A 19,896-nucleotide genomic window follows, 5' to 3' on the forward strand; every position below is an offset into this window, starting at 1 on the left:
CGGGTCACGTGTTCCAGATCCGCGGGATTTCCGCTTCGCGGCCCAGGCCTGCCGGGCGGAGGATCCGCCAGAGCGCACGGAGCCAGCGCTTCGCCCGCTCGCTCGATCGGCCCAGGTACCGGGCCAGCACCAGCCCCTCGAAGCATGAGAGGCCCGTGTCGGCGCCGTCCTCCTCGGGGGCGATCGCTCGGCATGCGGCGATGGCGTCCGGACCCGGCGCGTCGCCGGCCAGGATCAGCGTGGCGAGGACGCTCCGGCCCCTCATGCCGAGCGCCGACGCGAGGAGCGGATCGCCTCCTGTGAGGGCGCCACGCTCGCTCCAGACGAGCTTTCCGTCACGGCGGATGATGGTCCGCTGACGGATGGCGCCCCTCTCGAAGCGCTCCCCCGAGGCGGTGCGGCCGAGGCAGAGGATCTCCCAACCCAGGAAGCGCCCGCCGCCGCGCAGCTCGACCTCGGTCTCCATCCGCGCGCGAGCGGCGTCGTAGACGATCGTCTCCTGCGGGAGCCACTCGATCGTCGCGCCGTCGGCGACGATCGACACCCGCTGCGAGGCCTCGAGGCCCGTGGTGCGGTACCAACGGCCGGCGCCAGGCGTAGTCACGAGGGCGTGGGATCCGGGGCCGAGCTCGAGCCGCAGGCGGAGGTCGTCTCCGCCAGCGATTCCGCCGGGCGGGTGCAGCACAACCGCGTGGCAGGGATCCGGCCCTTCGGGGTAGAGCGCCCGCTGCACCACCAACGGGCCGTACCGGCGTTGGCGAAGGACCGTGCGGCCCCGCTCGCGGCGAAAGTCGAGAGCCAGCTCCGCGCGCCAGCGTCGTCCTTCGTTCGGGGCCTCGACTCGCATGCCTCCATTTCACGAGCGACCCGCGGGCGGATCAAACGCGCCGAAGAGCCGAGCGTCCGCTACCCGGCTCTTCCTCCTCGCGCGACGGGCTCCCCGTGAATCAGCGGTGCGATTTTTCCCGATGGGCCTCGACCGACACGAGGATCGCGGCGGCGATCCCCGCGAGGGGCACGAGCTGTGCCCAGAGGGCCGACGACGAATGGACCAGCCCAGTCAGCGCCGCGCCTGCTCCATAGACGACGAAGGTCGCGGCCTGGAGCGCGGCCATCCGTTGCCAGCTCGTCCGAACCGCGAGCCGCTGGCCGGATTCGCCGCGAGGAGGGTGCGCCGCGGGTCCGTCGGTCAGCCCCGACATCAGGCCGATGATCGTGCCCGTGACGAAGGTGGTGCTCACGCCCGGGATCCTCAGCCTCCAGACCACGCCGCTCTGCAGCCCCATCGCGACGGAGACGAGGACGACCACCGCCAGGGCGTTTCCCGTAGACGGTTCGAAGTTCTCGAGCCGAAGGACGATGAACCCCGCCAGCAGGATCGCGGCCTCGATCGCGGTGGCGGTCGCGGCGCGGATGCTCCACGCCTCGGCGGGCGAGCGCCTCCGAAGGGCGGCTGCGCCGGCGCACGCCCCGAAGCTGAACCCCGCCAGGGCGAAGGCCGATCGAACGGCGGAGGCGCCCGCGCCAGAGCCGATGGCGATCCCGAGGAGCACGGCGTTGCCGGTCATGTTGGCCGTGAAGACCTGGAGCTCGTAGAAGGAGTTCGCGTCGACACTTCCGGCCGTCAGCGTCAGCAAGAGGAGCCAGGCGGTCGCGAGCCTGCCGCGAGATGGAGCCTCCGGAACCGACATGGCCTCGCGATTCCTAGCGCCTCGATCGGCGCGCCCCGTCTCGCGCGTCCTCCGCGCGGACGGGTGGAATCTGGCACCGCGCCCGTCGGCTTTCAGCCGCTCAGGGCGAGAGCAGCGCCCGGAGCTCGGTGGTGCCGAGCGCGTCCTCGAAGACGATCCGCGGATGGAACGAGCAGCGCCCGAAGAAGAGCGAGCGCGTCTCTCCCCTTCCATCCACCGCGTGGACGACGATCGCCGACGGCAGCTCCTTCGTGCCGTCGGGCACCGTCTCGAGCTCGACCCAGAGCGCACGCCCGGGCGGACGCGAGCGCAGCCATTCGTGCATGCCCGCCTCGTAGGCCTCCCGCTCCGCCGGCGCGAAGTAGTCCCGGACGATCGTCTGGTAGGCGAGGATCGTCACGCCGGGGCCGACCTCCCCGCCGAGATCGGCGAGGCGCGAAGGCATCCGGCTCGCCGGCGTGGCCTCGAGCACGGGTCCACCGGGTGCGTTGACCGCCACCCGGAACGCCGCGATCGACGCGTCGAGCCGCTCGAGCCGCGCCGCCTCTCCGGGCCACACACACGACCGCAGCCAGAGCGCCTCCTCTTCGCGGCTGGCGTCGATCGGCCGCGCATCGAGGCCGAGGCGGCGCGCGATGCGAGAGCCGTCCGCGAGGGTCGGGATCGCGTCGCCGCCCGCGGTCTGCCAGACCCGGGGCAGCGCGTCGGCGATCAGGTTCAGCCCCGCGCTCGCTCCGAGATCGACGAGGGCCAGGGGGCCGTCGATAAACGATGCCGGCCAGAGCCAGGCCACCGCCCGGGTGGTCTCGTTGGTCTGCACGTATCGGGTGCGGAGCGCGTCCCACATCCGGCTCCGCGAAGGCTCGAGCGCGGCCAGCACCTCGTCCCGGCCAAAGCCCAGGGGCGAGGGCGAGGCGTCGGAGATCGCGCCCCAGAGCGGGTGCGAGGGCCCTTCCGAGAGCGAATCGAAGCGGAGGGCCGCGAGCAGCAGCAGCGGCCGCCCGTAGGTGGCGAAGGAGGGTCGCTGCGAGAGCGCGGTCTCCAGGCGGGTCCAGGCGTCCGTGCCTCGGAGCGCAGCGATCTCGGAGAGAAGCCTCCCGTATGCCGGCACCCGCGCCCCGATCATGTTGCGCTGCGCCTCGAGCTCCTCTACCAATTCCATCGCCCTCACCTCGCCCTCCACCAAAACGGAGAGCCCTCCAATAAAACGGACGGCGCATGGCGTCAACCCGGGTGGAGGGAAGGTGCGCACGCCCACGAGGCGCGATAGGATGGATCGAACCTCGTCAGCGGAGGCTCCCGTGCGCTCTCGGCTCGCCCTCGTCGCCCTTCTATCGTGCACCTGGCTCGCGCTCTTCGGGGGCAGCCCTGGATGCCAGGTCGACAATCTCGCCAATGGCCCGGCCTGCACGGAGATGGCCTGCCTCGACAGCCTCACGGTCACGTTCGACCCGCCGCTCACCGCGACGGGCCGCTACGAGCTCGCGCTCGACCTCGACGGCCGCGCGTTCGGCTGCGAGATCATGGTCTCCGGCATCATTTCGCCGACCTCTTGCGGGGACGTTGCGGTCACCGTGTACGGCCCGAGTCGCTCCGTCACCCACTCGATCGACGGGGAGACAGTCTCGCACTCGGAGGTGCCGCTCCCGGGGATCGCCGAGATCCGGATGTTCGGGGCGCCTCACGCCGTCGGCCTCGGTGTGCGCCGCGACGGCTTCGAGCTCGTTCGGACGTCGTTCGAGCCGGCCTACGAGCGCTTTTATCCGAACGGCCCCCGTTGCGGCGACATGGCGTGCGACGCCGCGACGCGGACGATCCAGGTGCCGTAGCCCGGCGAGCGCCGCCGGAAAGCACCGATCGGCGAAAAATGAATTGAATGTGCGTGTCCGATTTGCGTCGAATGCGGCGTCACCTCTGAAACCTTCCGGAGTTCGCCCATGAAACGCCTACTTTCGGCTCTCGCCGTTGCCTCGCTCGTCGGAATCGCCGCTCCCGCCCATGCCCGCCTGGAGCTCGATTCCCCAGGGGCGCACGAGGGGTTCTACCTGCGCATGGGCTTGGGCCCCAGCGCTCTCAAATTCGGGGTCGATGGTCTCGACGTAAAAGGTACCGGGGTGGGCTTCAACTTGGCGCTGGGAGGTACGATCGCGCCGAACTTGATTCTCTTCGGAGAGGTCACGAGCTCCGCAGCCTCGAATCCGACGGTCGCCCAGGGAGGTGATATCTGGCGCGCCGACAGAAGCTCCTTCGCGGTCGTCTCCATCGGACCTGGACTGACCTACTATTTCATGCCTGCGAACGTCTTCCTCTCCGGGTCCCTCCTCCTCACCCAGGTGCAGTTCTCGGACATGTACTCGAGGGAAGATACCGAATACGGGCCCGGCGCCCGCCTCGCGCTCGGCAAGGAATGGCTGGTGGGACGGAACTGGGGCCTGGGGCTCGCCGCCGACGCTGCGTGGTCCAGCATCCCGCCTACGAACCCGTCGAGCGGTGCGAAGAACGCAACGACCACGTCGTTCGGCCTGTCGTTCAGCGCCACCTACAACTGAACCGGGCGGGGGCGCTCTCCGCTCCTACGCGCGCCATCGAGCCGGCTTGGCCCGCTCGACGGCGCGTTCCCTGACTTCCTCAGTCCTCCAGCAATCGCCGGGCGCGCCTCAGCGCCTCGACGGCACCCGGGGGCGGCTCGGCCGTGAGCTCGTCGTCATCGGGCGTCGCCACGATGAGCGAAGGGTTCTCCCAGAGGTTGTTCGTCCCCATCGCCCAGCGCGCCATCGACACGTTGCTGCGCACGTCGGGGAAGCGGCGGCCGGCGAGACATCCCACGTCGGGGGCTCTACCGGGAGTCTGTACGAACGACGTCGCGATCGACGCGACGCAGGCATCGACTTCGCCATAGACGTCCAGCATCGTCATGTGCCCCTTGAACGGAACCACCACGAGGTTCTGTGAAGGCCCGGAGAGGTACCCTTCGACGCCCCCGAGATCCCAGTCGGGCGTCGCGTAGTCGAGGGTACCGTTCAGGAAGAGCAGCGGAATCGACGTGTCGGCCCAACGCTTCAGCGATACCGGCACGTCGTACAGAGGCCACGGCCAGCTCTCTCTCCGGTCGGCCCACCGCTCTCCCGTCCCCATCGTGACGATCCGATTCCTCGACTCCTCGCGCAGGGACGCCGGCGTCAAGGCATCCTCCCAGAACTCCGAGAACACCACGTGGCGGTTGAGGTACGGGGAGGGATCCCATGGGTCGGTCCCCGCCCCCTGGCTCGGGGAGAAGAGGAGCAGTGCCAGGTGCTGGAGCGCGGCGACGTCGGCCGGAGCGCAGCGATCGAATCGGTAGATCGCCGCGAGGCCGACTTCGATGAGCACCGGATCCGCGAAGGTCTGGGCGAAGACGGCGGAGAGGAAGTTCTTCTCCCCCGGTCCCGCGATCACTCCGCCGCAGTGGCCGTCCTCGAGCTTCTGCATGAGACGCTCGAGGAGTCCCCAGGGATCGGACGTGAGCTTGCTGGTGCAGAACGCATCGGCTTCGCAATTCTCCAGCACACGGCGTGCGAGCTTCTCGACCGACTCGTCGCGGTGCAGGATCGTCCGGCAGCCTTCCGCCGGGCAGATCGAGTCGAGGATCGCGCCGGCCGCTTGGTCGGGGAAGAGGCTCAGGTAACGATTCGCCACGAGGGTTCCGTACGATCCGCCCCACACGTACTCGGGCGTCCCTTCCACACGGAGTGACTGGATCAGCATCCCGATGTCAATCGCAGCCGCCGTGGTGGAGAAGTGCTGGAGCCCGTCGCCCCAACGCGTCGCCAGCTCTTCGAGACACACGGGTTTCACGTCGTCGGTCTGCTTGCCGCAACCCAGGGGCGTCGATCGGCCCACCCCGCGGTTGTCGAAGGAATACACGTCCAGGCCCTTCGCCGCGAAGGCCGTCGCGATCGGCGAGAGGATGAGACCCTCCGACGCCTGGCCTGGCCCCCCGCCAGGAGCCAGATCCGCCCCTTTCGTTCTCCCTTCGCGGGGAGGCTGCGGAGGAAGAGCGAGATCCTCTCGCTCGCCTCGTCCGACCAGTCGAGCGGCACGTCGACGGTGGCGCATCGCATGTCCGCCGGGCAGGGCGTCTCGCCCCACCGGATGTCACCGAGGGAGGCACGGATCGGCACGGGGCCGTCGCCTGGGTCGCCACCTCCCGCGCCACCGCCGGCGTCGCCTCCGCTGCCGGCGTCACCGCCACCGCTACCGCCCTCGCCGATCTCGCCGCCCGTACCACCCTCTCCGCCGGAGCCGCCGTCGTTTCCCTGGCCCGGGTCCATCGCGCTTCCGCAACCTGCCAGCAGGCAGGCCCCGAGCGCGGCCATCCAGCCTCGAATCCTCATCACGTCCCATCCTTGTAGAATCGTGAACCACACGTTTACCGACTGAATCAGACGGTGCGAGTTCGAAGCCTCGAAACGGGCGTTCGATATTCGGGACGGGATTGCTACGAGCGCTTCATGAGACCCACGTCCTCGTGACGTAGGGATAGGGAAAGGGCTCCGGGAGGGCCGGCGGTCATGCCCGCCCGGTCAGGCGGGGAGGCGTGCGAGCGCGCTGCAGAGCGGGCAGGAGGCCACGCCGTGGGGAACGTCGCGCCGATGGAGCTCGAGCACCGCCCGTGAGATCTCCGCGAGCTCCCGGCGGACCTCGCGGCGGGCACCCTTCACCCGCGCCACCTTCATGTCGTCGTACGCGGTGGTCTGGTGGCGCATCCACGCGATCACCGCCGCCTCCGCCCGCTGCTCGACGGGGATTCGCTCCGTGCGGGCCACCGTCCCCGAGCCCACCGGCGTGGCGTGTGCAGTCACCGCCGCCGCCAGCTCGATCGCGCGGGCGTGGAAGGTCCGGGAGAAGCGCAGCAAGCGGAAGACCGAGTCCGCGAAGTCGTGGACGTAGGCGTCCTGCTTCTTCACCCGGCGCGCGGCGTCCTGCTCCCTGCGGCGCGCGTAGGCGGGGTCCGCGCGCTCGACCTCGAGCTCCGCCTTCGCCGCCTCGATGTGCGCCGCCGGCGCCCACACGCCCTTCGAGAACTTCTTCCGCCCCTTCTGCTCGATCACCGTCCAGCTCGGCCCAGCCGCCTTCACGCGGCGGGTCATCCCCGGATCGCCGGGCGGCAGCAGCGCCCAGCCCTTGGGCGGGCTCGCCGTCCTGCCATCCGGCAATCGGACGAGGCGGGGATCGGCAGTTGGGGAAACGACGAGGCTCTCTTCGCTCATGCGCCCGCGTTCTAGCGCAGCGGTGCCGGATGTCGAGAGCCGACGACGATCTCACGCTCGCCGAGGCCCGCGTCCTCCGAAGGCGAGACCGCGGCCCAGCGCCGCCTCGGGCCGCGAGGCGAGCGCCGGACTTCGCGCCGCCGGTCACGCGAGCTTCGACGGTTCGGCGGCGGCGGTCTGCCGGGATCGCTCCCAGGCGCTCGCAAGCCAGGTGCCTCCGATCATGGACGCCACGAAGACGAACGCGCTGGGCGCACCGGTGGCGAGCGACACGAGACCCGGGCCCGGGCAGTAGCCGCCGAGGCCCCAGCCGATCCCGAAGATCGCGGCGCCGCCGATCAGCCGTGCGTCGAGGTCGCGCCGGGTAGGCAGATTGAAGTCGCCTGCGCAGATCGGCGCCTCTCGGCGGCGGACGATCCGCCAGGTGATCGCGGACACGCCGACGGCGCCGGCCATCACGAAGCCCAGCGCGGGCTTCCACTCGCCGGCGAAGTCGAGGAAGCCGATCACGTTCCCCGGCTCGGTCATTCCTCCCACGGCCAGGCCCAGGGCGAAGAGCAAGCCGGCGACGAAAGCGACGAACCCCTGCATCCCGATCGTCTTCATTCCAGTCCTCCCACGAGACGCACCACCAGCACGCTCAGCGCGCCGGTCGCCATGAAGGTGAGGGTCGCGACGATGGAGCGCGGCGAGAGCCGGCTGATGCCGCAGACGCCGTGACCGCTGGTGCAGCCGCTGCCGAGACGCGTCCCGATTCCCACGAGCGCACCCGCGATCGCAACGAGGGGGAGCGAGGGCGCGGCACTCGCATCGAAGCGCCCCGGCATCGCGGCATACGCGACCGCGCCGCCAACCACGAGGCCGGCCACGAAGAGCGCGCGCCAAATCTTGCCGGGCTGACGCGAGACCAGGCCGCCCAGGATCCCGCTGATCCCGGCGACCCTGCCGTTGAAGAGCAGCAGGAGCGACGCGCTCACGCCGATCAGGACGCCGCCGCCCAGTGCCCACTTGATCGAAATCCAATCCATCCGAACGAAGTCTCCTTGTTGCAGGAACAGTCTTGGCTCCCTCGCAATCCCCGTGCCAACGGTGGTGGAGCGAGATCTCGCGAAGGTAACGGCGCGCCGCGCCCGGAGGCCGTTTCACCCCTGTTCTACGCGTTTCGGCGCGAGCAACAGCTCCGTTTCCAACAGTTTCGCGCGGGAAGGAGATGCGGCGATCGGCCGGGGAACGAATCCTCGAAACGCAAGTCTCGACAGGCCGGCGTCCGTTGGCACGGAGGTCGCAAAGGCGGGCGGGTCATGTCCATCGAGCTCCCGATTCTCCTCCTCGCGCTAGCGCTCTCTTTCCTCGTCGGCGGCTCCCTCGGCTTGCTCGGGGGCGGCGGATCCATCCTGACGATGCCGATCCTCCTCTACGTCCTCGGGATGGAAGCGCACCAGGCCATCGGCATGTCGCTGATCGTCGTCGGCGCGACCAGCGCGGCGGCCCTCGTCGCCCACGCCCGCGGAGGTCGCGTCCGATGGCGCACAGGCCTCCTCTTCGGCGCGACGAGCATGGCGAGCGCCTTCCTCGCCGGACGAGCCTCGCAACACGTCTCCGGCAAGGCGCTGATCCTCGCTTTCGGGGCGATGATGCTGATCACGGGCCTGGCGATGATGCGGAAGCGGCGCGAGGCGGCGCCAGGCGCGACCGGAGAAGGGCGCTGGTCCCGGCTGATCCTCCAGGGTCTCGGCGTCGGCTCGATCACCGGCTTCGTCGGCGCGGGCGGCGGGTTCGTGGTGGTGCCGGCCCTGGCTCTCCTCGGAGGGCTTTCCATGCGGGAGGCGATCGGGACCTCGCTCCTCGTGATCGCCATGAACTCCGCGGCCGGCCTCGCCGGCCACCTCGGGAACCTCCACGTTCCCTACGGCCTCGCCGCAGGAGTGACGACGATGGCCATCGTGGGGAGCGTCGTCGGTGGATCGCTGGCGGGCCGCGTGCGCCAGGACGTCCTCCGGCGCGCGTTCGCGTGGTTCGTGATCGTGATGGCGGTCTTCCTCCTCTCGCAGGAGGTGCCGCGCGCCGCCGGGCTGCAGGTGGCGCTCGTCGATGACTGGCCGTGGATCCTCGGAGGAGTTTCCGTCCCCCTCCTGCTCGGGTCCATCGACCTGGTCCGCTCTCGCGGCGGAAGGCAGCCCATGAACCGGATTGAAACGACCGCCGCAACAAAAGAAACGACAAACAGAGCGGAAGAAGGCAGCATTTCCACGAGTTGACTGGGTCGAACGCTGGCACCGCTGTTGCTTTCGAGAAACTTCGTTTCGAAACGCTCGAGAGGAGTCCCCCCGATGTTGTTCCGACAGTTGTTCGACCCCGAGAGCTCCACCTACACCTACCTCCTCGCGGACGAAGCGACCGGCGAGGCCGTGATCATCGACCCGGTGCTCGAGCAGGCCGAGCGCGACCTCGCGCTGATCGAGGCGCTCGGCCTGAAGCTAGTCTATGTCATCGACACCCACGTCCACGCCGACCACATCACGGCGTCGGACCTCCTCCGCAAGCGCACCGGCTGCACGACCATCCTCTCCGAGAAGGCTGGCGTGGAATGCGCCGATCGCCCGGTCAAGGACGGCGATCGGATCCGCTTCGGCTCCCAGGAGCTGGAGGTCCTGGAGACGCCCGGGCACACCTCCGGCTGCCTGAGCTTCGTCACGGGTGATCGCGCGATGGCCTTCACCGGAGACGCGCTGCTGATCGGCGGCACGGGCCGCACCGACTTTCAGCAGGGCGACGCCCACCAGCTCTACCGCTCGATCACGGAGAAGCTCTTCCGTCTCCCCGAGTCGACCGTCGTCTATCCGGGCCACGACTACAAAGGGAGGACCGCCAGCACCATCGGCGACGAGAAGCGCCTGAATCCCAGGCTGGGACAAGGCAAGACCGAGGAGGACTTCGTCGAGATCATGGCCAACCTCGGCCTCCCCTACCCGAAGAAGATCGACGCGGCGCTCCCTGCCAACCTCCGCTGCGGATCCGCTCAGGCCCCGTCGATGGAGCATGTCGATTCCTGACGTGTCCTCCGCTCCTGAAACGACTCGAACCTTGATGAACGACGAGCCGCTCATGTTGGCCGCCCTCGAGGATCTCGCAGGGCCCGCCCTGATTCTCGACGAGAAGCTCCGGGTGGTGCGCGCCACCGAGTCCGCCGAAGACCTCGTAGGGACCTCGCTTCCCAGCGGCGTGAACGCGGCCAAACTCCTCTGTGGAGGAGCGACGAACCGGCCCATCGCCGAGGCGTTGGCAAAGGGAGTTCCGGTCACGGGCACGGTCGAGCGCCCCTACCGTGGCGGGCGCGCCCGATCGATCGTGATCCGCGCTACGCCAGTCATGCGCGACGGGAGGCGGCTCGGCTGGGTGCTCGCGCTCGAGGCGCAGGGCGGCGCCGTCGGGGAGCCGGATGGCCCCGTCTTGTTTCACGGTCTCTGGACCCGCGACCCGGCCATGAAGCAGGCGTTTCACGTGATCGAGCGGGCCGCGGGCCGGGACGTCACCGTGCTGGTCCGCGGCGAGACCGGGACGGGAAAGGAGCTGGTGGCCCGGGCGCTCCACGAGCTCTCGCCCCGCCGCGACGGCCGGTTCGCCGCGATCAACTGCGCGGCGCTCCCCGCCACCCTCCTCGAGAGCGAGCTCTTCGGACATGTGAGAGGTGCCTTCACTGGCGCGGTCCGTGATTCTCCCGGCTTCTTCCGCAGCGCCCACGGCGGGACCGTGTTCCTGGACGAGGTGGCGGAGATGCCGCTGGAGCTCCAGGCGAAGCTCCTCCGCGTGCTCGAGACACGGACCGTGATCCCGGTGGGCGGGCGGGAGCCGCTCCCGGTGGACGTGCGGATCGTCTCCGCCACGCACCAGTCGCTCCGCATGGCGGTGGAGCAGGGGCGCTTCCGCTCCGACCTGATGTTCCGGCTCCGGGTGATCCCCATCTTCCTGCCGCCGCTGCGCCAGCGCGTGGAGGACGTAGGGCTGATCGCCCAGAAGATCGTCGAGGACCTGAACGCCCAGGGCGGGCGGCGGGTCTCCCGCATCGCGCCTGGCGCGATGACCGCGTTGGAGCGCCACCCCTGGCCGGGGAACGTACGGGAGCTGCGCAACGCGCTGGAGTACGCGTTCGTCATCGGCGAAGGGCCGATCCTCCAGCCGGGCGATCTGCCGGTGGAGATCCTCGAGCCCGGCGCGAGCCTCGGATTGGCCGGGGGCGCGCGAGCGAACGTTCCCCCGCCTCCGACCGCCGAGGAGCCACCGGAGATTGCGCGCATCCGCCGCGCCCTGGAGCGCGCCGGCGGCCACCGCGAGCGCGCCGCTCAAATCCTCGGGATCAGCCGGGTCACCCTCTGGCGGCGGATGCGCGAGCTGGGCATCGAATCCACCTGAGGTCGCTTCACTGCTCGCCGAGGCCCGCGTCCTCCTTGGCACCGAGCGCAAGCGCCGCCCAATCGAGCTTCCCGCGACCCCGCGCCATCGCCGAGAGCAATCGACCATGGACGAGCTGGGCCAGCGGCATCGGCACCTGGCTCTCCTCCGCGGTATCCAGCGCCAGCTTCACGTCCTTCAGCCCCAGCATCAGCCCGAAGCCCGCCGGCTCGAAGCGCTCCTCCGCGATCGCCTTCCCGTAGCCCTGGTAGATCGGGCAAGCGAAGAGCGTCTTCCCCACGATCTCCGCCAGCTTTTCCCTGGGGACGCCGTTCTTCTCGCCCAGCGTGAACGCCTCTGCCATCGCTTCCATCGCCGCGGCGATGAGGAAGTTGTTCGCGAGCTTCACGACGTTCGCCTCCGCGGGCTCGTCGCCCACCTCGAAGACCCCCTGCCCCAGCTCCTCCATCAGCGGTCGAACTCGGGCCCGAGCCCCGGCCGCACCCGCCACACAGATCCAGAGCTTCCGAGCCGCCGCGGCCTCGGGCCTGCCGAAGACCGGCGCCGCCACGTATTCCGCCCCCCGCTCGCGATGCGCCTTCTCCAGCTTGCGGGCGAGCGCCGGCGACAGCGTGCTCATCGAGACGTGGACGCCACCCTTCCCCAGGCGCTCGAGGATCCCGTGCTCCTCGAGCGTGACGATCTCCATCACTCGATCGTTCGCGATCATCGAGAAGACGATGCCCCCCGGCGAAGCGGCATCAGCTGGCGTCGCCGCCTGCTCGGCGCCCATCTCGACGAAAGGCGCGACCTTCTCGCTCGTGCGGTTGAAGATCCGGAGCGAGTGGCCCGACCGGATGAGGTTCTCCGCGATGGGGCTGCCCATGTGCCCCAGCCCAACGAAGCCGATTCGAGAGGTCATGTGCTCTCCTCTGGCGTCCGGACGTCGAACGAACAGATCGAGCCTGCAGCAGGGCGTGCGTCCGCGCGAACGGGATCGATCGTGCTTTCGTTCGGTCGCTGTCCTATCGCTCGCCGGCGATGAGGGGATTTTCGACGAATACGATCTTGCCCCCGGCCCGGAAAGCGAGACCGCGGTCGCCCCATCGGACGAGGTCGGCTAGACCGTCGGGAAGCGTGCCCAGGTCGACGCGTCCCCGGGGGACGAAGCGCTCCCGATCGAAGATCTCGATCGACGTGTTTCGGGTGCGCCAATCGCTCGATACCACGTACGTGAGTCTGGTCGAGAGGTCGGACTCGATCGGCCCCGACGCGCCGTACGTGCCGAGCAGGGAGGGCCGGGTGGGATCGACCAGGTCCCCAGCCGTCGAGAGGATCCGATCTCCGGACGACTTGATGTCCAGATAGAACCCGGAGATGACACGAGGGACGACGGAGACCTCTTCGAGGCCATTCGGCTTCACGGCGAAGGTGCGGAACCCGAATTCCGTGGACTCGTTGTTGTAGCCGTAGAGGACTCCAGGCGATCCGGTGAAGGCGATGCGATTCGCGCCCGTGTGGCCCGGGGTCATGCTGTCGCGGCGCACGCCGCCGTCCCAGATGCCGACTCCCGCGTGCCGCGGCGAAACGCCCTTGATCCAGGTGCTCACCGCCACCGAGTCGGGCGCGCCGGGGACCACGGCGATCTGCTCCGCGAAGAGGGGCCCGGACCGTGAGTCGGTCCTCAGGTCGAACTGCCCAACGACCGAGAAGGTCGCAAGATCCACCTTCACCACGCGCGGCGCGCCCGCGAGCCCCACGTAGAGCGTAGACGAGTCATCGGAGATCGCCAGGACGGTCGGCTCGCTCCCCACGAAGAGCGTCGCTTCGAGGAGGCCGCTGGCGGGGTCCAGAATGGCGACCGAGTTGCCATCGGCGCCAAATGAGCTGGGCAGGCTGACGTAGAGCTTGCCGCGACTCCGATCGGAGACCAGCCCGTTGGCCTTGATGTCGATCGAATCCCCCCGCGGGCAAGGGCCACAGTCCAGGGTCGAGCCGCAGTCGTCGCTCACCTCGCCGCACAGGCCGGTACACGACAGGGGCTCACAGGCACCGCAGCGATGATTGGAATCGCAGGCCAGACCCGCGGCGCAAGTGCCGCAGTCCAGCATCTCGCCGCAATTGTTCGAGACGAGGCCGCACTCCGCGTCCATGTCCTCGCAGGACGAGGGGAGACACGGCCCGGGGCCACACCGGTTCGGCCCCGCTGCGCCGCACACGTCAGTCCCGCTACACTCCCCGCATTCGAGCACACCGGTACAGCCGTCCAGGATCCTCCCGCATTCGGCGCCGATCTGACTGCAGTCGATCGGAACGCAGAAGCCAAGCCCGCAACGGTTCGGCCCTCCACCGCCACAAACCTCGGGAGCATCGCACGTGCCGCAATCGAGAATCGACCTGCACCCGTCCAGGACCTGGCCGCACTCGGCGCCCTGAGACGCGCATGTGACCGCGACGCAATCGGTGACGGGCTCCCTCGACCAGACGAGCTTCTCGTTTCCGGGGCAGCCGGTCGCGAGCGCGCCAACCGAGAGGACCACCGCAATCCACCGCATCCAGTTTCTCCCTCGGCGCGGGCCTTCGTGCCCGACCAGCCTTGCCCTTGGTGCCCAGCGAATGTGTTTCCTACTCCATCACTGGGAGAGAATACAGGGCGTCGGAGCCCCTACCGGCGGCGCGGTCGACGCAGGTGGGTCGCGACCAGGCCAAGCGCGACGAGCACCGGTACGGCCAGCTGGTCCCCACGGCCTGCGCTGCAGCCGAAGCGCAGCGAGGAATCGTCGCATCTCCGTGAGCGGCCGCTGTCGTCCCTGCCGCCATGATGGCCGCTGTCGTCCGGTCCGTCGTGGTGGCCATCATCGTCGTAGAGACCGTGGTGACCGCTGTCGTCGACGCCCTCTGGACAGCTGAAGTCGTCGTCACCACCGTGCCCGGCCGAGCCGTCGTCGCCCCCTCGCCCACCATGCCAGTCTCCGCCGCCGCTGCCGGCCCGCCCATCGTCACTGCTGCTACGGGAGCCGTGGCGGTCGTCGTCGAGGCCAGACGCCAACGCCGTGGAAGAGCCGAGTACGACGACGAGCAAACCGAGGCAAAGGTTCCGCATGAACACCCCTCCAGGGACGGCTTCTCCGCCGCCCGCGCGCATTGGGAGGTCGAGGGAAGACGGAATTCCGCCATCGACATCCGGCCATGGGTTCCGGGCCGACGAAGTTTCATCGCAAAAAAGTCGTCCTTCCCGCCGCTGGCCTGCAGCCCAGCAGGTGCGCCCCCATCCGCGGCCCTCCGGTAGCGACTCCTCGGGTCAGGCGCCCATCCGCCTCCACCGCTTCGTTTCCGTCTTGCACCCCGCTGTGATGGAATGCTCACTTGCAGTCCAGTAGCCGACAGCTCGGGGTAGGCGATGGGAGTAGTTCAGCGGGTACGGAGAGGCGTCGCGGGAAACTCTTCCTGGCTCTGGCCAGCGCTCGTCCTGGCATTTCTCTCGGCCGGCTGCGCCGCCACTCCCCTGCGCAAGGCGGTGGTCCCGTATGGGACTGCTACCGAGAGCGCCGCCGCCGCCCTGGCCGCCGAGCCGGCGCGGGCGCGGGCCACTTGCCAGCGGCGCCTCGACCTGGATCGGCTCCAGCGGCTGCTCGACGGACGCGACGGCACCGGCCGGGCGGCGCTCGTGGAGGAATGCGACGAGATCGCGGCGATCGGCGCGATTCACCTGCGCTCCCTGCAGCTACTGGAAGCGTATGGCCGCTCGCTGGTGGCGATCGCTGGGCGCAGCTCCACGGGCGAGACTGCCGGGCTCCCGTCGGCCAGAGGCGAACTGGGCGAAGCGCTGGCAGGGGTGTTGCTGACCGGATGGACCGAGCGGACGCTCGAGGAAGCGATCGGTGAAGCCCAACAACCCGCGCTCCGCCTCCTGCACGCGCTGCGCTCGTGGGGCAAGGCGGTGGCCATGCAGCTCCAGGACTACCGCGCGCTCCTGCGCGAGGTCGACGAGAGTCTCCTCGCCCGGCACGAGCGGCGCCTCGACCCGGTCGAGGCGATCACGGTCGCCGCCCACTTCGCCGCGCTGGAGCGCGAGGCAGACGACTGGCAGACGTCGCTCGAGCGATTCGACGCGGTGATCGGGGCGCTGATCGCCGCCCAGGAGGGCCTGGGCCAGGCCGCCGGCTCGGGATCCGACGGCGGTGCAGCTTCCCTCGGCGAGGTCACCACGCGGGTCGACGAGGTCCGCGCCTGGCTGCGATCGCTCGCTCCGGCCGCGGAGGAGGTGCGCCTTGCACGATGAGCTCTACTCCGAGCTCCTGAAGTTGCGGGGGCAGCTGGCCACAGCGGTCCGCGCGGCGGGACCCGACGAGCGCGAGCAGCTCATCGACCTGCGAAACGAAGTCGACCAGGCATGTCGGCGGATCCGGCTCGGTGCGTTCCACGATTCGACAGAGGGCGTCGCCGAAGACCACGCCCTCCTACTCTCGATCAACGGCAAGCTCGCCGCAGCGCAGAACCAAGCCGAGGCGGCGCGCGAAGCCGCGGCAGTCGTCGACGAGCTCGCCAACCTGCTCCGATGCCTCAGCGCGGTCTGAAGGGGACGCGAGCTCGACCTGGCCCACGCGACTCTTCAGGCCTTCTTCCGCGGCCGGCGGACCGCCCGCACCTTCCCGCTCTCGCCGCCGCCGCAGTAGAAGAGCCCGGCGCCGTTCGACTCGAGGCCCGTCACGATCGCGCCCTGCGGCAGAGCATGTCGCTGGAGCACCTCGCCGCTCTCCGGATCGACCTGCCGAATCTCGGACTCGTCGCCCTCCCACGTGCCGTGCCACAGCTCACCGTCGTCCCAGGTGACGCCGGTGACGAAGCGATCCGACTCGATGGTGCGCAGGATGGCGCCGGTCTCGGGATCGATCCGATGGATCAGCCGGTCGCGGTATTGTCCGACCCACAGGCTTCCCTCGGCCCAAGCGAGCCCCGAGTCACGGCCCATGCCCGGCGCCGGGATCGTCGACAGCACCGCCCCCGTTCCCGGATCGATCTTCAGGATGCGGCCTTCCATCAGCTGGTAGAGGTTTTCGCCGTCGAAGGCGGTGCCCGCGTCGCCCGCCAGATCGAGCGTGCGGACCGGCTCGCCGGTTTCGGGCGAGAACGCCTGCAGCTTCTCGCCCGTTGCGTACCAGACGAGCGCGCCGTCGAAGGTCACGCCGTGCGCCAAGTCGGCGCCGGGAAACGGACCGTACTCCCGCACGATCTCCGCTGGCTCACCCGCGACCGCTCTCGCCTTTGCCATGAGATTCCCTCCCTCTCAGTCCACGACCGGCAGCGCGGGGAGCCAGATCGCCGTCGTCCAACCGCTGATCGGCGCAGCGACCCAGCGACGTGCGCGCCCCCTCCCGCGCCCGACAACGTACCCTGCCGCCTCGAGACTCGCCAACGTCCGCTGCACCGTCCGCGAGCTCGCGCCCAGGGCCAGCGCGAGCGCCGTCGTCGACCACGACGCGCCGTCGGCGAGGAGCGCGATCAGCGCCGCGTCCGCACCCTCGACGGGGGGCGCCAGCACTGCCACGCCGTGAGCGCGTCGAGGCGAGAGCACGAAGCCACCCTTGGTCGCGCGGATCTCGGCCATCGCGCCGAGCTCCCTGCGAAGGCGTCCGACCTCGACGCGCAGCCGCGCCCGGTGGGAGGCATTCGCGCGAAGAAAACCGAAGGCAATCCGGATCAGCTCGTCTCGCGCGACCTCGTTGGGCCAGGCTTCGGCGAGAGCGCGCAGAATCGCGAGGAGGATGGGACGTCGCGCAAACGTCAATTGCTCGCCATCCTCGTGCACGGTCCTCCTGCAGGAATCGACCACCAGCCGCCGTGAGACGAGGAGCGCCTCCACCTCGCGCAGATCGATCGATCGATCGACGCCGGCTTCGATCCATCGCGCGGCCGGCTGCCGCAACGCCTGCGACGCACGTTCGATCTCGGCGGAGAGCGCGGGAACGCGTGCGTCCCGGGCTGCGCGCCGTGCTCGTTCGAGGGCGAAGTGCGCGGCCCCGGCGCGGCCCTGCCGCAGAGAGATCTCGAATTCCAGCAGCCCCGCCCGCGCGCGGAGCATCGCCGGCGCCCCGTGCAGCTGGAGTGCCGACGACTCGAGCTCGGCTTCCGACACCCTTCCCAATAATAGGAGCCGTCTGGCGCGCAACAACCGCGCATGGACGGCGTTGCTCCGATCGCGCTTCGACTCGAAGACGTCGACTGCGTCATCCAGCGCGCGGTCACCCCCGCCGAGCTCCCTCGCGGCAAGCGCGACCTCGGCCTCCGCCGCGATGCAGCGGGCTCGCGCGAGCGGCTCACGGGTCCCGAACGCCCGCGCGGCCTTGCGAAGGAGGACGCGCGCCTCCCCGAGCTCGCCGAGCTGAGCCAAGGCGATCCCCCGCAAGGCGAGCGCCGGCGCGTCGTCGCGAAGCGCGATTCGCTTCAGTGCCGCGAGCGGATCGCCAACCCGCAGCGCCCGAGCTGCCACATCGATCACGACGTCCATCACGTCGAGCGTACGACGGCCCCCCTGCGACGCACCAGCAGAGCATGCGCGTCACGAATGTTACTCCCGGGGCCTTCGGCCCGTAGCTAGGTTTCGTCACCTCCCGTTCGCACGGTGCGACGGGCTTGCTCGCGGAGAAACGACGATGACGAAGATCGGCTCGAAGCACGACTGGCTCGAGGCCCGAAAGGCCCTGCTCGCAAAGGAAAAGGAGCTCACCCGGCTCGGCGACGAGCTGAGCACGCTGCGTCGCGCGCTCCCGTGGGTGCGCGTGGACCAGTCGTATGAATTCGACACGCCAGCCGGCAGAAGGACCCTCGCCCAGCTCTTCGAAGGGCGGAGCCAGCTCGTCGTCTATCACTTCATGTTCGCGCCGGAATGGGAGGCCGGGTGCAAGAGCTGCTCGTTCTGGGCGGATAATTTCAATGGGATCGCGCCCCACCTCGAGCAGCGGGACGTGAGCTTCGTGGCCGTCTCCCGCGCGCCGCTCGAGAAGCTCCAATCGTTCGGCCGACGGATGGGGTGGACCTTCCCCTGGGTCTCGTCCCATCCAAGCTCGTTCAACTTCGACTTCGGCGTCTCGTTCACGCCGGAGGCGATCGACCGAGGCACCGGCATGTACAACTTCCGCCGCTACGAGAACCAGATGAGCGACTTGCCGGGAATCAGCGTGTTCGCGAAGAACGAAGCCGGCGACGTCTTCCACACCTACTCGTGCTACTCCCGCGGCGTCGAGCTGCTCAACTCCGCCTACCGAGTCCTCGACCTCGTCCCCAAAGGACGCGACGAGGGCGCCTTGCCCTATCCGACGGCCTGGCTCCGCCTGCGCGATCAGTATGGGACCTGAGCGCGGCGGGTGTTGCAGCACGCGAGGCACCGAACCGTCGACCCGTCCGAGCCCTGTCCGCCGTGCGCCGTGGATAGGGCTCGTGGCCGGAACCGCGGCGCTTCTCGCTCCGAAGTGCCCGCTCTGCCTGGCCGCCTATCTCTCGCTCTTCGGCGTGACGCTGGAAGCGGCCAGTGTCGTCGCGCCGCTCCTGCGGCCGCTCGGGCTGGTGCTGCTGGTCCTCGCGCTCGGCGTGCTGATCCGACGCTATGCCGCGAGGCTCTCGCGCAGGCGCTCGGCGATCGAGCCAAAGGCGTGACCGAACGGCGAGCGACGCCGCCACGCCAGCACGATCGTCCGGCCTGGCGCGGGCGACGCGATTTCCCGTACCGCGAGGCGTAGGCCCCGGGTCTCCGTGGCCACGGCGATCGCGGGGAGGAGCGTGACCCCGAGGCCCGACGCGACCATCTGCACGAGCGTGGGGAGGCTGGTGGCGCGGAAGTTCAGCTCGTCCAGGCGCGCCGACGAACAGAACGACAGCGCCTGATCGCGGAAGCAATGGCCGTCGTCGAGGAGGAGCACGCGCTCTCCCGCGAGCTCGTCGATCGACACCGGGCCCTTGGCGCGCGAGAGACGGTGCCCCCGGGGCGCCGCGAGCACGAACGGATCCACCGAGAGCTCCACGTGCTCGAGATCGCCCAGCTCGGCCTCGCGCGCGAGGATCGCGACGTCGAGCTCCCCGCGGCCGAGCGCCTCGACGATCGATCCGGTCTTCGCCTCGGTCCATAGAAGGGTGAGCTTGGGGAACGCCTTCCGGAGGCCGGGGACGATCTCGGGGAGGAGATATGGGCCCAAGGTCGGGATCACGCCGAACCGCAGCATGCCGGAGAGCGGATCGACGAAGCGCCTCGCGAGCTCGCCGACGTCCCGCGCCTCCACGAGCAGCCGGCGCGAGCGCTCCACTAGCGCCTCACCCGCCTGCGTGAGCAGCACGCCCGTCCGATCGCGCTCGAAGAGCTGCACGCCGAGCGCGCCCTCGAGCTCGGCCACCTGGGCGGAGAGCGAGGGCTGGGACACGTGGCAGGCCTCCGCCGCACGGCGGAAGCTGCGCTCGTCGGCGACGGCCACGGCGTACTGGAGCTGGCGGAGGGTGAAGGGGAGGTGCGTGAAGTCCATGGTCATAGTCTATAACTATCGAACCGATAGAATCCATGTTTTGGACGTATCAGCGCA

The 19,896-nt window shown here is 69.6% G+C and carries 23 protein-coding genes; 10 read left to right on the top strand and 13 right to left on the bottom strand.

Features of this window, described 5'->3' with window-relative positions; genetic code table 11:
- Positions 1 to 4 precede the first annotated feature (4 nt).
- From AKJ08_RS13855 to AKJ08_RS13865, 3 genes are all read right to left on the bottom strand, one after another.
- Positions 5 to 847 carry an urease accessory protein UreD gene (locus tag AKJ08_RS13855; RefSeq protein WP_050726608.1) on the bottom strand — a complete coding sequence of 281 codons (843 nt, stop codon included), beginning with the start codon at positions 845 to 847 and terminating at the stop codon, positions 5 to 7.
- Between the two features lie 100 nt (positions 848 to 947).
- The gene (locus tag AKJ08_RS13860; protein WP_050726609.1) at positions 948 to 1,691 is read right to left on the bottom strand and encodes a DUF1275 family protein; all 744 of its coding nucleotides are present in this window, start codon (positions 1,689 to 1,691) and stop codon (positions 948 to 950) included.
- 100 nt (positions 1,692 to 1,791) lie between these two features.
- On the bottom strand, positions 1,792 to 2,853 hold the full coding sequence (locus tag AKJ08_RS13865) for a DUF2332 family protein (RefSeq protein ID WP_157370688.1): 1,062 nt from the start codon (positions 2,851 to 2,853) through the stop codon (positions 1,792 to 1,794).
- Positions 2,854 to 2,992: 139 nt separating this feature from the next.
- Here AKJ08_RS13865 and AKJ08_RS13870 point away from each other — a divergent pair, with 139 nt between their 5' ends.
- On the top strand, positions 2,993 to 3,520 hold the full coding sequence (locus AKJ08_RS13870) for a hypothetical protein (RefSeq protein WP_157370689.1): 528 nt from the start codon (positions 2,993 to 2,995) through the stop codon (positions 3,518 to 3,520).
- A 108-nt stretch (positions 3,521 to 3,628) separates the two neighbouring features.
- Positions 3,629 to 4,240, top strand: a complete 612-nt coding sequence (locus AKJ08_RS13875) for an outer membrane beta-barrel protein (protein WP_157370690.1) — start codon at positions 3,629 to 3,631, stop codon at positions 4,238 to 4,240.
- A 79-nt stretch (positions 4,241 to 4,319) separates the two neighbouring features.
- Here AKJ08_RS13875 and AKJ08_RS13880 read toward each other — a convergent pair whose 3' ends face one another.
- From AKJ08_RS13880 to AKJ08_RS13895, 5 genes are all read right to left on the bottom strand, one after another.
- Entirely contained in the window at positions 4,320 to 5,594 is a 1,275-nt protein-coding gene (locus tag AKJ08_RS13880; RefSeq protein ID WP_169788838.1) for an alpha/beta fold hydrolase, read from the bottom strand.
- Entirely contained in the window at positions 5,522 to 6,064 is a 543-nt protein-coding gene (locus AKJ08_RS20190; protein WP_205624726.1) for a hypothetical protein, read from the bottom strand. The genes AKJ08_RS13880 and AKJ08_RS20190 overlap by 73 nt, the downstream gene beginning before the upstream one ends.
- A 189-nt stretch (positions 6,065 to 6,253) precedes the next feature.
- The gene (locus AKJ08_RS13885; protein ID WP_050726614.1) at positions 6,254 to 6,940 is read right to left on the bottom strand and encodes a DUF2293 domain-containing protein; all 687 of its coding nucleotides are present in this window, start codon (positions 6,938 to 6,940) and stop codon (positions 6,254 to 6,256) included.
- Between the two features lie 144 nt (positions 6,941 to 7,084).
- A complete protein-coding gene (locus AKJ08_RS13890) occupies positions 7,085 to 7,546 on the bottom strand; it encodes a DUF6691 family protein (protein ID WP_240475346.1) in 462 nt (153 codons plus the stop codon).
- Positions 7,543 to 7,968 (bottom strand): YeeE/YedE family protein, encoded by a 426-nt coding sequence (locus AKJ08_RS13895; RefSeq protein WP_050726615.1) that lies wholly within the window; start codon positions 7,966 to 7,968, stop codon positions 7,543 to 7,545. Before AKJ08_RS13895 ends, AKJ08_RS13890 begins: the two co-directional genes overlap by 4 nt.
- 273 nt (positions 7,969 to 8,241) lie before the next feature.
- On the opposite strand from AKJ08_RS13895, the gene AKJ08_RS13900 reads away from it, so the two are divergent.
- The 3 genes from AKJ08_RS13900 (at position 8,242) to AKJ08_RS13910 (ending at position 11,350) form a co-directional block, all read left to right on the top strand.
- Complete coding sequence (locus tag AKJ08_RS13900) at positions 8,242 to 9,198, top strand: sulfite exporter TauE/SafE family protein (RefSeq protein ID WP_050726616.1); 957 nt, start codon at positions 8,242 to 8,244, stop codon at positions 9,196 to 9,198.
- Between the two features lie 72 nt (positions 9,199 to 9,270).
- Positions 9,271 to 9,993, top strand: coding sequence for an MBL fold metallo-hydrolase (locus tag AKJ08_RS13905; protein WP_050726617.1), 723 nt, complete (start codon positions 9,271 to 9,273; stop codon positions 9,991 to 9,993).
- 34 nt (positions 9,994 to 10,027) lie between these two features.
- Positions 10,028 to 11,350, top strand: a complete 1,323-nt coding sequence (locus AKJ08_RS13910; protein WP_050726618.1) for a sigma-54 interaction domain-containing protein — start codon at positions 10,028 to 10,030, stop codon at positions 11,348 to 11,350.
- Positions 11,351 to 11,357: 7 nt separating this feature from the next.
- Here the strand turns inward: AKJ08_RS13910 and AKJ08_RS13915 are convergent, their stop codons facing one another.
- Both AKJ08_RS13915 and AKJ08_RS13920 read right to left on the bottom strand, forming a co-directional pair.
- Positions 11,358 to 12,251, bottom strand: coding sequence for an NAD(P)-dependent oxidoreductase (locus AKJ08_RS13915; protein ID WP_050726619.1), 894 nt, complete (start codon positions 12,249 to 12,251; stop codon positions 11,358 to 11,360).
- Positions 12,252 to 12,354: 103 nt separating this feature from the next.
- Complete coding sequence (locus AKJ08_RS13920) at positions 12,355 to 13,482, bottom strand: YncE family protein (RefSeq protein ID WP_050726620.1); 1,128 nt, start codon at positions 13,480 to 13,482, stop codon at positions 12,355 to 12,357.
- A 665-nt stretch (positions 13,483 to 14,147) separates the two neighbouring features.
- Here AKJ08_RS13920 and AKJ08_RS19415 point away from each other — a divergent pair.
- The 3 genes from AKJ08_RS19415 (at position 14,148) to AKJ08_RS13935 (ending at position 15,906) form a co-directional block, all read left to right on the top strand.
- Positions 14,148 to 14,618: a hypothetical protein gene (locus tag AKJ08_RS19415; RefSeq protein WP_157370691.1), complete on the top strand. Its 471-nt coding sequence runs from the start codon at positions 14,148 to 14,150 to the stop codon at positions 14,616 to 14,618.
- Between the two features lie 111 nt (positions 14,619 to 14,729).
- Complete coding sequence (locus AKJ08_RS13930) at positions 14,730 to 15,611, top strand: hypothetical protein (RefSeq protein WP_157370692.1); 882 nt, start codon at positions 14,730 to 14,732, stop codon at positions 15,609 to 15,611.
- Positions 15,601 to 15,906, top strand: coding sequence for a hypothetical protein (locus tag AKJ08_RS13935; protein ID WP_050726623.1), 306 nt, complete (start codon positions 15,601 to 15,603; stop codon positions 15,904 to 15,906). Before AKJ08_RS13930 ends, AKJ08_RS13935 begins: the two co-directional genes overlap by 11 nt.
- A 35-nt stretch (positions 15,907 to 15,941) precedes the next feature.
- Here AKJ08_RS13935 and AKJ08_RS13940 read toward each other — a convergent pair whose 3' ends face one another.
- Positions 15,942 to 16,601: a Vgb family protein gene (locus AKJ08_RS13940; protein ID WP_050726624.1), complete on the bottom strand. Its 660-nt coding sequence runs from the start codon at positions 16,599 to 16,601 to the stop codon at positions 15,942 to 15,944.
- A gap of 15 nt (positions 16,602 to 16,616) precedes the next feature.
- On the bottom strand, positions 16,617 to 17,837 hold the full coding sequence (locus tag AKJ08_RS13945) for a DNA-binding protein (RefSeq protein ID WP_050726625.1): 1,221 nt from the start codon (positions 17,835 to 17,837) through the stop codon (positions 16,617 to 16,619).
- Positions 17,838 to 17,982: 145 nt separating this feature from the next.
- Between AKJ08_RS13945 and AKJ08_RS13950 the strand changes: the two genes are divergently transcribed.
- Together AKJ08_RS13950 and AKJ08_RS19420 are read left to right on the top strand one after the other, a co-directional pair.
- Positions 17,983 to 18,684, top strand: coding sequence for a DUF899 domain-containing protein (locus tag AKJ08_RS13950; protein ID WP_050726626.1), 702 nt, complete (start codon positions 17,983 to 17,985; stop codon positions 18,682 to 18,684).
- Between the two features lie 82 nt (positions 18,685 to 18,766).
- Entirely contained in the window at positions 18,767 to 18,982 is a 216-nt protein-coding gene (locus AKJ08_RS19420) for a hypothetical protein (protein ID WP_050726627.1), read from the top strand.
- On the opposite strand, the gene AKJ08_RS13960 is transcribed toward AKJ08_RS19420, so the two are convergent.
- Positions 18,931 to 19,839, bottom strand: a complete 909-nt coding sequence (locus AKJ08_RS13960) for a LysR substrate-binding domain-containing protein (RefSeq protein WP_050727591.1) — start codon at positions 19,837 to 19,839, stop codon at positions 18,931 to 18,933. The two genes, AKJ08_RS19420 and AKJ08_RS13960, sit on opposite strands and share 52 nt — an antisense overlap.
- Positions 19,840 to 19,896: the final 57 nt, after the last annotated feature.

The sequence above is a fragment of the Vulgatibacter incomptus genome, assembly GCF_001263175.1.
Classification (GTDB): Bacteria; Myxococcota; Myxococcia; order Myxococcales; family Vulgatibacteraceae; genus Vulgatibacter; species Vulgatibacter incomptus.

Excerpts from the sequence above, each read along its gene's own strand:
- AKJ08_RS20190 (WP_205624726.1), bottom strand. The coding sequence starts at position 6,064 with ATGAGGATTCGAGGCTGGATGGCCGCGCTCGGGGCCTGCCTGCTGGCA.
- AKJ08_RS13945 (WP_050726625.1), bottom strand. The coding sequence starts at position 17,837 with ATGGACGTCGTGATCGATGTGGCAGCTCGGGCGCTGCGGGTTGGCGAT.
- AKJ08_RS13885 (WP_050726614.1), bottom strand. The coding sequence starts at position 6,940 with ATGAGCGAAGAGAGCCTCGTCGTTTCCCCAACTGCCGATCCCCGCCTC.
- AKJ08_RS13920 (WP_050726620.1), bottom strand. The coding sequence starts at position 13,482 with ATGGACGCGGAGTGCGGCCTCGTCTCGAACAATTGCGGCGAGATGCTG.
- AKJ08_RS19415 (WP_157370691.1), top strand. The coding sequence starts at position 14,148 with ATGATGGCCGCTGTCGTCCGGTCCGTCGTGGTGGCCATCATCGTCGTA.
- AKJ08_RS13915 (WP_050726619.1), bottom strand. The coding sequence starts at position 12,251 with ATGACCTCTCGAATCGGCTTCGTTGGGCTGGGGCACATGGGCAGCCCC.
- AKJ08_RS13890 (WP_240475346.1), bottom strand. The coding sequence starts at position 7,546 with ATGAAGACGATCGGGATGCAGGGGTTCGTCGCTTTCGTCGCCGGCTTG.
- AKJ08_RS13930 (WP_157370692.1), top strand. The coding sequence starts at position 14,730 with ATGGGAGTAGTTCAGCGGGTACGGAGAGGCGTCGCGGGAAACTCTTCC.
- AKJ08_RS13860 (WP_050726609.1), bottom strand. The coding sequence starts at position 1,691 with ATGTCGGTTCCGGAGGCTCCATCTCGCGGCAGGCTCGCGACCGCCTGG.
- AKJ08_RS13865 (WP_157370688.1), bottom strand. The coding sequence starts at position 2,853 with ATGGAATTGGTAGAGGAGCTCGAGGCGCAGCGCAACATGATCGGGGCG.
- AKJ08_RS13940 (WP_050726624.1), bottom strand. The coding sequence starts at position 16,601 with ATGGCAAAGGCGAGAGCGGTCGCGGGTGAGCCAGCGGAGATCGTGCGG.
- AKJ08_RS13950 (WP_050726626.1), top strand. The coding sequence starts at position 17,983 with ATGACGAAGATCGGCTCGAAGCACGACTGGCTCGAGGCCCGAAAGGCC.
- AKJ08_RS13895 (WP_050726615.1), bottom strand. The coding sequence starts at position 7,968 with ATGGATTGGATTTCGATCAAGTGGGCACTGGGCGGCGGCGTCCTGATC.
- AKJ08_RS13960 (WP_050727591.1), bottom strand. The coding sequence starts at position 19,839 with ATGGACTTCACGCACCTCCCCTTCACCCTCCGCCAGCTCCAGTACGCC.
- AKJ08_RS13900 (WP_050726616.1), top strand. The coding sequence starts at position 8,242 with ATGTCCATCGAGCTCCCGATTCTCCTCCTCGCGCTAGCGCTCTCTTTC.
- AKJ08_RS13910 (WP_050726618.1), top strand. The coding sequence starts at position 10,028 with ATGAACGACGAGCCGCTCATGTTGGCCGCCCTCGAGGATCTCGCAGGG.
- AKJ08_RS13875 (WP_157370690.1), top strand. The coding sequence starts at position 3,629 with ATGAAACGCCTACTTTCGGCTCTCGCCGTTGCCTCGCTCGTCGGAATC.
- AKJ08_RS13905 (WP_050726617.1), top strand. The coding sequence starts at position 9,271 with ATGTTGTTCCGACAGTTGTTCGACCCCGAGAGCTCCACCTACACCTAC.
- AKJ08_RS13855 (WP_050726608.1), bottom strand. The coding sequence starts at position 847 with ATGCGAGTCGAGGCCCCGAACGAAGGACGACGCTGGCGCGCGGAGCTG.